The organism is Streptomyces albireticuli (assembly GCF_002192455.1).
GTDB classification, from domain to species: Bacteria; Actinomycetota; Actinomycetes; order Streptomycetales; family Streptomycetaceae; genus Streptomyces; species Streptomyces albireticuli_B.
The window spans coordinates 4,020,766-4,033,245 of record NZ_CP021744.1 but is presented as its reverse complement, the minus strand read 5'-3'; the positions used below and the strand labels follow the sequence as shown (position 1 = coordinate 4,033,245).

General features: G+C 71.4%; 12 protein-coding genes. 7 read left to right on the top strand and 5 right to left on the bottom strand.

Annotated elements, in window-relative coordinates:
- Window positions 1–319: 319 nt before the first annotated feature.
- The gene (locus SMD11_RS17355; RefSeq protein WP_087927328.1) at window positions 320–1,534 is read right to left on the bottom strand and encodes an RICIN domain-containing protein; all 1,215 of its coding nucleotides are present in this window, start codon (window positions 1,532–1,534) and stop codon (window positions 320–322) included.
- Between the two features lie 295 nt (window positions 1,535–1,829).
- Here SMD11_RS17355 and SMD11_RS35470 point away from each other — a divergent pair, with 295 nt between their 5' ends.
- The 5 genes from SMD11_RS35470 to SMD11_RS17335 all read left to right on the top strand — a co-directional run bounded on the left by SMD11_RS35470 (window position 1,830) and on the right by SMD11_RS17335 (window position 4,961).
- Entirely contained in the window at window positions 1,830–1,982 is a 153-nt protein-coding gene (locus SMD11_RS35470; protein WP_159395310.1) for a hypothetical protein, read from the top strand.
- 66 nt (window positions 1,983–2,048) lie between these two features.
- Window positions 2,049–2,312 (top strand): hypothetical protein, encoded by a 264-nt coding sequence (locus tag SMD11_RS17350; protein ID WP_087927327.1) that lies wholly within the window; start codon window positions 2,049–2,051, stop codon window positions 2,310–2,312.
- Window positions 2,300–2,569: a hypothetical protein gene (locus tag SMD11_RS17345; RefSeq protein WP_087927326.1), complete on the top strand. Its 270-nt coding sequence runs from the start codon at window positions 2,300–2,302 to the stop codon at window positions 2,567–2,569. The genes SMD11_RS17350 and SMD11_RS17345 overlap by 13 nt, the downstream gene beginning before the upstream one ends.
- A 132-nt stretch (window positions 2,570–2,701) precedes the next feature.
- Window positions 2,702–4,420, top strand: coding sequence for a methionine--tRNA ligase (gene metG, locus SMD11_RS17340; RefSeq protein WP_087927325.1), 1,719 nt, complete (start codon window positions 2,702–2,704; stop codon window positions 4,418–4,420).
- A 172-nt stretch (window positions 4,421–4,592) separates the two neighbouring features.
- Complete coding sequence (locus SMD11_RS17335) at window positions 4,593–4,961, top strand: response regulator (protein WP_087927324.1); 369 nt, start codon at window positions 4,593–4,595, stop codon at window positions 4,959–4,961.
- 66 nt (window positions 4,962–5,027) lie between these two features.
- On the opposite strand, the gene aspS is transcribed toward SMD11_RS17335, so the two are convergent.
- Window positions 5,028–6,803 carry an aspartate--tRNA ligase gene (gene aspS / locus SMD11_RS17330; protein ID WP_087927323.1) on the bottom strand — a complete coding sequence of 592 codons (1,776 nt, stop codon included), beginning with the start codon at window positions 6,801–6,803 and terminating at the stop codon, window positions 5,028–5,030.
- 176 nt (window positions 6,804–6,979) lie between these two features.
- Here aspS and SMD11_RS17325 point away from each other — a divergent pair, with 176 nt between their 5' ends.
- Window positions 6,980–9,139, top strand: a complete 2,160-nt coding sequence (locus SMD11_RS17325) for an ATP-binding SpoIIE family protein phosphatase (protein WP_087927322.1) — start codon at window positions 6,980–6,982, stop codon at window positions 9,137–9,139.
- Window positions 9,140–9,182: 43 nt separating this feature from the next.
- On the opposite strand, the gene SMD11_RS17320 is transcribed toward SMD11_RS17325, so the two are convergent.
- A complete protein-coding gene (locus tag SMD11_RS17320; protein WP_087927321.1) occupies window positions 9,183–10,136 on the bottom strand; it encodes a pirin family protein in 954 nt (317 codons plus the stop codon).
- A gap of 147 nt (window positions 10,137–10,283) precedes the next feature.
- Between SMD11_RS17320 and SMD11_RS17315 the strand changes: the two genes are divergently transcribed.
- On the top strand, window positions 10,284–11,237 hold the full coding sequence (locus SMD11_RS17315) for a trypsin-like serine peptidase (protein ID WP_087927320.1): 954 nt from the start codon (window positions 10,284–10,286) through the stop codon (window positions 11,235–11,237).
- A gap of 17 nt (window positions 11,238–11,254) precedes the next feature.
- Here the strand turns inward: SMD11_RS17315 and SMD11_RS17310 are convergent, their stop codons facing one another.
- Window positions 11,255–11,707, bottom strand: a complete 453-nt coding sequence (locus tag SMD11_RS17310) for an SseB family protein (RefSeq protein WP_087927319.1) — start codon at window positions 11,705–11,707, stop codon at window positions 11,255–11,257.
- Between the two features lie 127 nt (window positions 11,708–11,834).
- Window positions 11,835–12,443 carry a zinc ribbon domain-containing protein gene (locus tag SMD11_RS17305; RefSeq protein ID WP_087927318.1) on the bottom strand — a complete coding sequence of 203 codons (609 nt, stop codon included), beginning with the start codon at window positions 12,441–12,443 and terminating at the stop codon, window positions 11,835–11,837.
- Between the last annotated feature and the right edge of the window lie 37 nt (window positions 12,444–12,480).

Sequence of the window (12,480 nt, the reverse complement as noted above, 5' to 3'; positions counted from 1 at the left end):
CGAGGCTCGCGCGACGGCTCTGCGACGGCGGGCCCCCCGGAGGGCGGGGCGCCGCCGCCCGCCCTCCACGCCACCCGCGCCCGGGAACGCCCCAGCGCGCCCCTTCCCCGCCGTGACGGACGGCCCACCGACTGGCTACGCTGGGTAGCCGTAGGATCACGCTACGGATTCCGGAGTGACTTCCGGACGCCGGGGCGCGAGACCACGGAGGGGGAGGGGAACCCGGGTGGCGGGAGTGGCGGGAGGGCACCTCCCGCCACCTGGGTACACACGCACTCGCGGAACGGCCGCTACGGCCGCTGCGTCTCGCTACGGCTCGCTACGACCAGAGGCCCAGCAGGAAGGGGTACGCACCGAGGATCTTCGCCGGCCCCTGGATCACCTCGCGGAAGGTGAAGACGAGGTACTGGTCGCCCTTCGTGGCGAAGTAGTGCATCTCGTCGCCGACGGCGGCCGAGGCGATCGTGTCCGGGCTCCGGAAGTCCTCGGGCACATGCTCCAGGACGAGCTCGCGCACCTCACGCCCGTACCGCCCGTCCGGCACGTCGACGGTCGCCGTGCCCTTCTCACCGAACACCAGATAGCGCGAGCCGTCCGGGGCCGCGCCCACCGCCTTCAGCGGCCGGCCGGTCCGGCCCAGCTCCTCCTCGGGGAAGTAGAGCCCGAGCGGCACGTCTCTGGAGCCCCGCTCGGAGAACTCGACCGCGAGGTCGCCCTTCACCCCCAGGTAGGGGTGGAACCGGCCCCTCGGTGTGGTGGTGACGAAGTCGAAGCCGTCGTGGAACTCCTTCGGCAGGTGCGGGAACTGCTCGGCGATCTTCCGCGGCCCGCCCTCGACCCGGTTCCGCTGCGAGAACCGCACGACCTCGTCGCCCCGGAAGCCGTCGAAGCGTATGTACGGCGTCCGGTCGATCCCCGGCACCCACTTCGACACAGTGCCGAACACCCCGCCGGTGGCCTCCAGGGTCGACTTGAAGACGCTGGTCACCGCAGTGACCAGACCGCCCGGGTCCGGCTCCACGACCAGCCCGGCCAGCGCGTCGAAGGTCCTCTTCGCGCCACGCGGCTCGACCGGCTCGAAGTGCCACTGCTGGGCGGCCCTGCCCGCGTCCGTGCGCTCGTGCCACTGGTCGATCACGACGCCCTCGGCCGGGGCGTCGCTCCGGGCGTTCAGCCACAGCCCGCTGTGGACGTTCGAGAAGCGGTGCAGGTCCATGTTGGTGAGCAGCCAGGTCTGGCTCCGGTACGCCGGGCTGTTCTCCTCCAGGTGCTCCTGGACCACGGGCGCCCCGGCCTCCCTGCTGTAGCGCCGGGCCTGTAAGTACCGTCCGCTGTGCTGGTTCTGGATGCGGTACGTGTCCTTGCCGCCCTGGCCGGGCTCCAGCCGCCACGCCTGACTCGCCCGCAGCGGCCAGTCGTGGAGCTTCTCCTGGACGATCGCCGCCGGGGCGTCCTTGCTGGCGTCCTTCACGGTCAGATAGAGCCCGGTCTTCTCGTTCCTGAGCAGATACGCGGACGTGGTGCCGACGCTCATGGACCCTCCTCGAAGCGGGACGGCGACGGAACACCGACTGTTCCGGCGGCTGCTCACCCTAGGAGCCGCCCCGCCCCGGGTCGACCACGCCGAACCGGCCGGTGCCGGGCCGGATCCAGCCGTTCCGAATCGCCGCGGAGCAGGGCAGGGACCGGCTCGGCCCGCCGTCCGGCCCACCGGCCCGCCGACGATCCGGCGCGGCTCGCCGGCCACGCCCGGTACGCTGCTCCCGCGCCGGCCCGGACGCGCGGACTGGGGGCGAAAGCACGTACTGACCACGGGCGGTGCCGCACCGATGGTCAACACCCTGCCGTCCTTCGCCGCCGAGCCGCTCGGCCACCCCTCCGCGGCGGCCGGATTCGCCGCCAACGCCGTGATCACCCTGGGTGTACCGGCACTCCCCGGGTGGGCACACCGGTCCCTGCGACGCCACGTGACCACACCCTGAACAACGTCACCCTGCGTACCCGCACGGTCACCGATCAGGCCCCGTCTCAGTGGGCATCGTAAGAGTGTGAGCAAAGAAAACCCCCCCGCGCTCCCTGCCCCCACTCCCCCGCCGCCCGGTCACGCGGGCCCGGTCAGCTACGCCGTCGACACCCGCACCGACCGGCTCGGGCAGGTCATGGACCGGCACGCCGGACGGCTCCAGCTCCGCCCTCCCCAAGGCGGCGTCGAGTGGGACTGCCCTCCCGAGTACGCCCGCCCCGCGTCCGAGGCCGAGACCCTGCGCGCCCGCGTGGCCCGGCTGAACGCCGAGAGCAGGTGGGGGCTTTGACCGCGCGCACGGTGTTCCTGTTCGGCACCTGGACCCTCCAGCCCGACCGGGAGCCGGACGCGGAGCCGATCACGTACGCCATGCAGTGCGCGGTCTGCGAGGAGAGTTCCGCCGTCGTCGAGGACCTGACGCACGCACAGGGCTGGACCTTCCGGCACGCGGGCCGGAACCCCTCGCACCACACCTACCGGGAGGTGATCACCAGGCCCTGGCGCGCGTGGATGGCCGAACCGCCCCCCACCGCGCACCGCACCTGACCACCGGACCGTCACCCGGCCGCGGACACCCGGGCGCCGGCGCCCTTCGCTGCCCAGCCGACAGCGCAGCACAGGGCCGGCGCTCGGATACGCTAAAGACCTCTGTACACCGCGACCAGGGAGCAGCCGGAAATGGCTCGACACCTCATCACCAGCGCCCTTCCGTACATCAACGGGATCAAGCACCTGGGCAACATGGTGGGGTCCATGCTCCCGGCGGACGTGTACGCCAGGTACCTCCGCCAGACCGGCCGCGAGACGCTCTACATCTGCGCCACCGACGAGCACGGCACCCCGGCCGAGCTGGGCGCCAAGGAGCTCGGCCTGCCCGTGGCCGAGTTCTGCGCCAAGCAGCACGACGCCCAGAAGGCGATCTACGACGGCTTCGCCCTCTCCTTCGACTACTTCGGCCGCAGCTCCTCGCCGGAGAACCGGGAGATCACCCAGCACTTCGCCCGCCGGCTCCAGGAGAACGGGTTCATCGAGGAGCGCTCGATCCGCCAGGTCTACTCCCTGGCCGACGGCCGCTTCCTGCCCGACCGCTACATCGTCGGCACCTGCCCGCACTGCGGCTACGACAAGGCCCGCGGCGACCAGTGCGAGAACTGCACCCGCGTCCTCGACCCCACGGACCTGATCGACGCCCGCTCGGCGATCAGCGGCAGCAGCGAGCTGGAGGTCCGCGAGACCACGCACCTCTTCCTCCTCCAGTCGAAGCTCCAGGGCGAGGTCGAGGCCTGGATCGACGAGCACGGCAAGGACTGGCCCGTCCTGGCCTCCTCGATCGCCCGCAAGTGGCTGACCGAGGGCCTGAACGACCGCGCGATCACCCGTGACCTGGACTGGGGCGTCCCCGTCCCGGCCGACACCTGGCCGGAGCTGGCCGCCGAGGGCAAGGTCTTCTACGTCTGGTTCGACGCCCCGGTCGAGTACATCGGCGCGACGAAGGAGTGGGCGGCCCAGGACCCGGAGAACCGCGACTGGAAGTCCTGGTGGTACGAGGCGACGGACGTCCGCTACACCCAGTTCATGGGCAAGGACAACGTCCCGTTCCACACGGTGATGTTCCCCGCCACCCAGCTCGGCACCCGCGAGCCCTGGAAGAAGGTCGACTACGTCAAGGCCTTCAACTGGCTGAACTACTACGGCGGCAAGTTCTCCACCTCCCAGAAGCGCGGCGTCTTCACGCACGACGCCCTGGAGCTGCTGCCCGCCGACTACTGGCGCTACTTCATGATGGCCAACGCCCCCGAGTCGGACGACACCTCGTTCACCTGGGAGCTGTTCTCGGCCACCGTGAACAAGGACCTCGCCGACGTCCTGGGCAACTTCGTCAACCGCGTCCTGTCCTTCTCGAAGAAGCGCTTCGGCGAGCAGGTCCCGGCCGGCGCCGAGGCGGGCGAGGCCGAGGCCGCCCTGGGCCGCGAGATCGCCCAGCTGCTCCAGGAGTACGAGGAGCACATGGAGGCCATGCAGTTCCGCAAGGCGGCGCAGGCCCTGCGCGCCCTGTGGAGCGCGGGCAACTCCTACCTGGAGGCCAAGGCCCCCTGGCTGGAGATCAAGACCGACCCGGACGCCGCGGCCCTCACGCTGCGCACGGCGATGAACCTGATCCACCTGTACGCGGTGATCTCGGAGCCGTTCATCCCGCAGTCGGCGTCGGCCCTGCGCCTGGCGTTCGACCTCGCCGACGACACCCGGACGTGGGTCACGGCGGACGAGGCCCGCTCGCTGTCCTTCGTCCCGGCCGGTACGCCGTTCAGCGTCCCCCCGGTGCTCTTCGCGAAGATCACCGAGGAGGACCTGGAGTCCTACCGCGAGCGCTTCGGCGGCGGCGACGAGGCCGCGTGACCGTGTGAGACACCCGCCGGGCGGACGCCCGGCACACGACGAGGGCCCGGGACCTTTCGGTTCCGGGCCCTCGTTTATGCGCGTTGATCGATCGGCAATCGTTCGTTGAAGCCGTCCCGGCAGGCTGGAACACGTTCGAGTCACGGGGGAAGACGGGGAACGAGGAAGAGCAGTGTTCGTAAAGCGCATCACCGTGAGCGTCCACGCCACCGACGAGCTCAGCCGGGCCCGCTTCGTCCGCAGGCTCCGCGAGCTGCCCGAGGTGCGCGTGGTGCGCGGGCCGGGGGACGTCGAGGTCGTGCTGATGGGGGCGGACGACGCCGCCGCCGCGGCCGAGCTGCGCCGGCGGGCCCGGGACGGCGGGGCACCGGTGGTGCTGGTCGCGGAGGAGCTCGGCGAGACGGAGCTGATGGCGGTCGCGGAGTACGGGGTGCGGTCCGTGCTGTGGAACCGCCGGCTCACCCAGGGGCGGCTGGCGCGCGCCGTGCACGCCGCGGCGGGCTGCTGCCCCAGGCTGCCGCTGGTGACGGCACTGATGTGACGGCCGCGTACGCGCGAGGGCCCGGAACCATATCGGCGGTTCCGGGCCCTCGCGCGTACGTACGCCTTACTGGGCGGGCTTGGCCTGCGGCGCCTTGCGCAGCGACAGGTGGAGCTCCTTCAGCCGGGACTCGTCGACCTCGCTCGGGGCGCCCATCAGCAGGTCCTGGGCGTTGCCGTTGAGCGGGAAGGCGATGGTCTCGCGGATGTTCGGCTCGTCGGCCAGCAGCATCACGATGCGGTCGACGCCCGGGGCGATGCCGCCGTGCGGCGGGGCGCCGAACTTGAAGGCGCGCAGCATGCCGCCGAACTCCTTCTCGACCTCCTCGTTGCTGTAACCGGCGATCTCGAAGGCGCGGTACATCACCTCGGGCTCGTGGTTACGGATGGCACCGGAGGACAGCTCGGTGCCGTTGCAGACGATGTCGTACTGCCAGGCGAGGATGTCCAGCGGGTCCATCGTGTTCAGCGCCTCCAGGCCGCCCTGCGGCATGGAGAACGGGTTGTGCGAGAACTCGATCTGGCCGGTGTCCTCGTTCTTCTCGAACATCGGGAAGTCGACGATCCAGCAGAAGCGGAAGACGTCCTCCTCGAACTGGCCGGCGCGCTTGGCGGCCTCGACGCGCACGGCGCCCATGATCTTGGAGACCTCGTCGAACTCGCCCGCGCCGAAGAAGATCGCGTGGCCGGGCTCCAGGCCCAGGCGCTCGGCGAGGGCCTTGACGTTCTCCTCGGTGAGGAACTTGGCGATCGGGCCGGTCAGCGCCAGCTCCTCGCCCACGCGGACCCAGGCCAGGCCCTTCGCGCCCTGCTCGACGGCGTAGTCGCCGAGGCCGTCGAAGAACTTGCGCGGCTGGTCACCGGTGGCCGGGACGGCCAGGGCGCGGACGTGCTTGCCCGCGAAGGCCTTGAACTCCGAGCCGGCGAAGACGTCGGAGACGTCGACGAGCTCCAGCTTGGCGCGCAGGTCCGGCTTGTCGGAGCCGTACTTCAGCATGGCCTCGCGGAACGGGATCCGCGGGAACGGCGAGGTGACGTGGCGGCCGTTGCCGAACTCCTCGAAGAGGTCGGTCATGACCTTCTCGATGACCTGGAAGACGTCCTCCTGCTCGACGAAGGACATCTCGACGTCGAGCTGGTAGAACTCGCCCGGCGAGCGGTCCGCGCGGGCGTCCTCGTCGCGGAAGCAGGGCGCGATCTGGAAGTAGCGGTCGAAGCCCGCGATCATCAGCAGCTGCTTGAACTGCTGCGGGGCCTGCGGCAGGGCGTAGAACTTGCCGGCGTGCAGACGGGACGGCACCAGGAAGTCGCGCGCGCCCTCGGGGGAGGTGGCGGACAGGATCGGGGTGGCCATCTCGTTGAAGCCGAGCGCCGTCATCTTCTGCCGCATCGACGCGATGACGGCCGAGCGCAGCATGATGTTGCGGTGCATGCGCTCGCGGCGCAGGTCGAGGAAGCGGTACTCCAGGCGCCGCTCCTCGTTGACGCCGTCGTCGGCGTTGATGGTGAAGGGGATCTGCTCGGCGGAGCCCAGCACCTCCACCTCGGTGACCTCGACCTCGATCTCGCCGGTGGGCAGGTCGGGGTTGACGTTGTCCGCGCCGCGGCCGGTGACCTTGCCGTCCACGCGGACGACGGTCTCCTTGGTGAGGTGGCTCAGGGCCTCGTTGGCGGCGGTGCCGGGGCGGGCGACCAGCTGGACCAGGCCGTGGTGGTCGCGGAGATCGATGAAGAGGATGCCGCCCAGGTCGCGCCGATTGTGCAGCCAGCCACTCAGTCGCACGTCGGTGTCGACGTCAGCCGCACGGAGCTCGCCGCAGGTGTGGGACCGGTACCGATGCATCGTTCATCCAAGTCGTGGTCGAGGTGTGTTCGAGGTCGTGGGCCGAACTCGCTGATCGAGGCGTCTCGCGCTGGAGGGGCGCCGGGTTAGCGTCGCAGCAGCGCGTGTGCAAGCCTACCTACTGCCGCGGACGGCATCGGTGGTATCTATCCGGCATACCCGCATAAAGTGGGGCAATGCGCACCGAGGACGTACTTGCCGCCGTAGCGACGGGACTGTGGCACTGGGACAACGCCTCGCGCATCGCCACCTTCGACGCCGAGGCCGCGCGGCTCCTGGGCCTCCCGGCGGAGCGCGTGGAGCTGACCGAGTCGGCCGCCCGCGCCCGGTTCCACGCCGTGGACTGGGTCGAGATCATGGGCATCATCAATCTGGCCGTCACCGAGAACACCCTCGCCGAGGCCCGGCTGCGGGTCGTCGACGACGAGGGCCGGGTGCTGCGGACCGTGCGCAGCCGCTCCAGGCCGGTCCGGGGCGGCGCCGACTACCTCCTGGTGGGCACCCTCGAAGAGGTCCCCGCCGCGCAGCCGGGCACCTCCGCCGTCCGCACCCCCGTCACGGGCGACTGGCGCCGCAACAGAGAAGCGTTTCTGCTGGACGCGGGCCGGGCGCTCGCCGAGGCCCGCTCCACCTCCGAGGTGCTGCGGGTCGCCGCCGGCCTCTCGATGCCGGGCTTCGAGCCCTCCGCGCTGGCCGTCTTCGGCACCGAGGCCAACCGGGTGATCCTCATCGGGCACCACGGCTACGGCCCCGGTGACATGGAGCCCTTCCTGGACATGCCGCTGCACACGGCCTACCCGGCCGCCGAGGTCATCCGCACCGGCCGCGCGGTCTACATCCCCTCACCCGAGGAGTACGAGCGCCGCTTCCCGCAGCTGTGGCCCATGGTCGAGCGCTTCGGCCGGCGCTCCTGGGCCTTCCTGCCGCTGATCAACGCGGGGCAGACCATCGGCGCCTGGATGGCCGGCTTCAGCCTGCCCGTCGCCTTCACCCCCGACGAGCGCTCGGTGCTGACCACCGTGGCCCGGATGCTCGCCCAGGCGCTGAGCCGGGCGAGCGTGCACGAGTCGGAGCGCGAGCTCTCCGTGGGGCTCCAGCGCTCGATGATGCCCACGGTGCAGCCCGACATCAACGGGATGTCGGTGGCGGCGCGCTATGTGCCGACCGGCGGCGGCCTCCAGGTCGGCGGCGACTGGTACGACATGATCCCGCTGCCCTCCGGGAAGACAGCCCTGGTCATCGGGGACGTCCAGGGCCACGACGTACGGGCGGCCGGGCTCATGGGCCAGCTGCGGATCGCCCTGCGCGCGTACGCCTCCGAGGGCCACCACCCGGACGCGGTCCTCTCCCGCGCCTCCCGCTTCCTGGCCGGCGTCAACGGCACCGGGCCGGAGGACGTGGACCCGCGCTTCGCGACCTGCCTCTACATCGAGGTCTGCCCGACCAGCGGGGTCCTGGTGATCGCCCGCGCGGGCCACCCCGACCCCGCGATCCGGCTGAGCGACGGCACCCTGCTCGTCCGGGCGACCGCGGGCGGCCTGCCGCTGGGCATCGACCCGGACACCGACTACCCCACCACCCGGCTCGTCCTGGAGCCCGGCGAGACGATGCTGGTCTGCACGGACGGCCTGATCGAGACCGGCGGCCACGACCTGGAGACCGGCTGGACCCGGCTGCGCGAGGTCGTCGAGGGCTTCCCCCTGGACACCGGCGGCGGGAACCTGGAGAAGCTGGCCGACGCCCTCGTCCAGGCCGTCCACGGCCCGCCCTCGCACTACACCACCGGCCCGCTCGTCGACCGGCGCGAGGACGACATCGCCCTGCTGCTGCTCTGCCGCCAGGTGACCGCCTCGACGGCGGTGGGCGCCCCGGAGGCCCCGGTCCGCCCGGTCCGCCGCACGGCCCTGACCATCGCCCAGGCCGAGCCCGAGCGGATCGCGGAGGCCCGGCAGCAGATACGCCACCTGATGTACGACTGGCCGGACGAGGACCAGCTCGACTCGGCGGTCCTGATGGTCTCCGAGATGGTCACCAACGTGCTCGTGCACACGGACGGCGACGCGCTGCTGGTCGCGGAGATATCCGGCGCGCCCGGCGAGCGCCGGGTGCGCGTCGACGTGGCCGACGCCAGCGACGAGCTGCCGCACCGGCGGCACCCCGGTGAGATGGCCTCGTCGGGCCGGGGCCTGGTGCTGATGGAGCTGCTGGCCGGGGCGTGGGGGGTGGACCCGCGGGGCGAGGGCAAGAACATCTGGTTCGAGCTGTACGAATCGGACGGCGCGGCGTCCGTGCAGCCGGTCACCGAAGCGCCCCCGGCCCCCGAGCGGACCGTCTAGGTCCGCCCGGCACCGAGGGCGCCGTGGCCCGGAGGCCGCGGGCTCAGGCCGCGTCCGCCGGGATCGTCCCGAGCCGCCCGGCCTGGAAGTCCTCGAAGGCCTGCGCGAGCTCGGCGTGGGTGTTCATCACGAACGGCCCGTAGTGCATCATCGGCTCCCGGATCGGCTGCCCGCCGAGGAGGACGACCTCGAAGTTCGGGCTCCGGGACTCCTGCGTCTCGTCGGCCCGCAGGGTGAGCGAGTCGCCGTTGCCGAAGACCACCGTCTGCCCGGTCCGGAAGGGCCGCTTCTCGGTGCCCGCGAAGCCGCGCCCGGCGAGCCCGTAGGCGAGGGCGTTGAACTCCGGCCGCCAGGGGAGCGTGAGCTCGGCGCCCGGGTTCAGGGTGATGTGCAGCATCGTGATGGGCGTGTGGGTGATCCCCGGGCCCTCGTGCCCGTCCAGGTCGCCCGCGATCAGGCGCAGCAGCGCGCCGCCGTCGCCGGAGGTCAGCAGCCTGACCTGGCCGCTGCCGATGTCCTGGTAGCGCGGGGCCATCATCTTGTCCCGCTTGGGCAGGTTCACCCACAGCTGGAGGCCGTGGAAGAGGCCGCCGGCCATGACGAGCTCCTCCGGCGGGGCCTCGATGTGCAGGAGGCCGGAGCCGGCGGTCATCCACTGGGTGTCGCCGTCGGTGATGGTGCCGCCACCGCCGTGCGAGTCCCGGTGGTTCATGACCCCGTCGATGATGTACGTGACGGTCTCGAAGCCGCGGTGCGGGTGCCAGGGGGTGCCCTTGGGCTCGCCCGGCGCGTACTCCACCTCACCCATCTGGTCCATCATGATGAACGGGTCGAGGTACTTGTAGTTGATCCCCGCGAACGCCCTGCGGACGGGGAATCCCTCGCCCTCGAAGCCCGACGGGGCGGTGCCCACGTGCAGCACGGGGCGCTGCCTGCCGTCCGCCGGAGCGGTGACGCGCGGCAGGGTCAGCGGGTTCTCGACGGTCACGGCCGGCATGACAACCTCCTGGGTTCGTTACACCTTCAAGTTAGTTGAAGAATGAACAACCTGCAAGGGCCGCCGCATTCCCGCAGCTCACCCGCCCTCGCCGGGGCCCGCCCGGCCGCCGCGCCGGACTCCCGACCCACCATGGACACTGGATCAATGCGCGTGAAAGCCGGCGGAAGCCCCCGGACAGGCCCCATAGCCCTCGCCGCCCTCGTCGCGGTGGTGGTCCTGGGCCTGGCCGCCGTGGCCTTCCTGGTGGCCGACCGGGGCCTGGCGACGGACGCGCCGCTCGCCGACGGCGCCGCCTCCGGCCACTACACGGCACCCAGGGAGCTGGGCGACCAGGCCGCCGAGGCGATGCGGACGGTCGTGCGCGAGGGCGGCTCCCGGGCGCCCGCGACGCCCGCCGACCGCGCGGCCCGGACCGCGCCGCTGCCGCCCTCGGACCCGCTGGAGGCGGCCGCCACCGACCCGTCCCCGGCCGTGGGCCCGCTGTTCTACACCGGTCAGGGCAGACCCGGCCACGGCTGCACCGCCAGCGTCGTGCACAGCCCCCGGGGCGACCTGGTGGTCACCGCGGCGCACTGCGTGTACCAGGGCGGCTTCCGCACGGACCTGGCCTTCGCACCGGGCTACCGGGACGGCGAGGCGCCGTACGGGGTGTGGGTGCCCACCTCCGTGGACATCTCTCCGGAATGGGCGGAGGACCGGAACCCGGATCACGACGTGGCGTTCCTGCGGGTGCGCAGGATCGGCGACGACACCCCCGTGGAGAAGGTCACGGGCGCCGAGCGGATCCGCTTCTCACCCGACCCGGACCGGCCGACGCGGGTGATCGGCTACCCCGTGGGCGACGAGCGCCCGCTGGCCTGCCAGAACAGCACGGAGCGCTTCGGCCGGACCCAGCTCCGCTTCCCCTGCCAGGGCCTGCCCAACGGCACGAGCGGCGGCCCGTTCCTCACGGACGTCGACCCGGCGACGGGCCTGGGCACGCTCACCGGCGTGCTGGGCGGCCACGACGAGGGCGGCGACGAGCGGGACTCGTACAGCGCCTACTTCGGCGACCACGTGGCGAGGCTCTACGCCCGGGCGGCGGGCACCCGCGCCTGACGGCGCCCGCGCGGCGGTCAGCCGTACATCCGCCGCATGGCGAAGTCGACCATCTGCTCGACGGCCTTGGCGTCGAAGACCATGCGGTGGTCGCCCTCCATGTCCAGGACGAAGCCGTAGCCCGTCGGCAGGAGGTCGATGACCTCGGCGCCGGTGATCACGAAGTACTTGGACTCCTTGCCCGCGTACCGCCGCAGCTCCTTGAGCGACGTGAACATCGGGATCACCGGGTGCTGGGTGTTGTGCAGCGCGAGGAAGCCGGGGTTGTCACCGCGCGGGCAGTAGACCTTCGAGGTCGAGAAGATCACCTGGAAGTCCTCGGCGGACATCGATCCCGTGGTGAAGGCCCGTACCGCGTCGGCGAGCGACGGCGGGGACGGCTCCGGGTAGAGCGGCTGCTCGCCGTAGCCGTTGGGCTGCTGCGGCGGCGCGTAACCCTGAGCGCCCGCGTTCTGGTCGTAGCCGTACATGAGCCAAAGCGTACTCAGTGAACCTCCCCGACATGAAGGTCGGAGCTTCCGTCTTCACCCGGACCCGTCGGCGGCCCGGGCGAACACCCGGCCGACACCCCGTGAGGTGACGACACCGTCATCGTGGTCAGTGGCGTTCCCGCTGGCCGACCGACCAGCCGGGTTGGGCCCGTAGATACTTCACCCGAATCACCACTTCGGGTGGGACCGGGACGATCGTCCCGTCGTTGACGGCAAGGGTGTGAATGTTCACCCCGCCCACCGCGTCCCGGTGGAGCACCGAGCCGCAGTCCTTGTTCACACACACGTAGGAACGGCCGCGCACCTTACGGCGCGTCAGGCAGTACGGGCATGTCTGTGAGGAGTACGCCTCACAGATGTGCCGAATCATGAGCCCGGTCTTGTAGGCGAGCTGACGCTCCTGAGTCCCCCGCTCCCACTGGGAGAGTTGTCTACGGGTGGAACGTGATGCGTGACGTCTTTTCCTGGTGCCCCGTTCGATCCCCCGCACGTCCCCGACAACCAGCCGCACCACCACCCGCGTACCGGCCGGAGCCGCTTCTTCGTGATCGGCCACCCCCTCACGCCCCGGCGACCGGCCGGCCTCCCACTCCGCACGCACCCAGCCCACCAGCAGGTTCCACAGCAGCGCCGAAGCGTGACATGCCGCATGAGCCCGCTCGTGCTCGCTCCGGTTCAACCAGACCGGCACCGATGCCGCCGGCAGAGTGCCCATGGACCACGCGTTCCCCGGAAGCAGCGAATACGTACAT

Excerpts from the sequence above, each read along its gene's own strand:
- SMD11_RS17355 (WP_087927328.1), bottom strand. The coding sequence starts at position 1,534 with ATGAGCGTCGGCACCACGTCCGCGTATCTGCTCAGGAACGAGAAGACC.
- SMD11_RS35470 (WP_159395310.1), top strand. The coding sequence starts at position 1,830 with ATGGTCAACACCCTGCCGTCCTTCGCCGCCGAGCCGCTCGGCCACCCC.
- metG (WP_087927325.1), top strand. The coding sequence starts at position 2,702 with ATGGCTCGACACCTCATCACCAGCGCCCTTCCGTACATCAACGGGATC.
- aspS (WP_087927323.1), bottom strand. The coding sequence starts at position 6,803 with ATGCATCGGTACCGGTCCCACACCTGCGGCGAGCTCCGTGCGGCTGAC.
- SMD11_RS17325 (WP_087927322.1), top strand. The coding sequence starts at position 6,980 with ATGCGCACCGAGGACGTACTTGCCGCCGTAGCGACGGGACTGTGGCAC.
- SMD11_RS17320 (WP_087927321.1), bottom strand. The coding sequence starts at position 10,136 with ATGCCGGCCGTGACCGTCGAGAACCCGCTGACCCTGCCGCGCGTCACC.
- SMD11_RS17315 (WP_087927320.1), top strand. The coding sequence starts at position 10,284 with ATGCGCGTGAAAGCCGGCGGAAGCCCCCGGACAGGCCCCATAGCCCTC.
- SMD11_RS17310 (WP_087927319.1), bottom strand. The coding sequence starts at position 11,707 with ATGTACGGCTACGACCAGAACGCGGGCGCTCAGGGTTACGCGCCGCCG.
- SMD11_RS17305 (WP_087927318.1), bottom strand. The coding sequence starts at position 12,443 with ATGGGCACTCTGCCGGCGGCATCGGTGCCGGTCTGGTTGAACCGGAGC.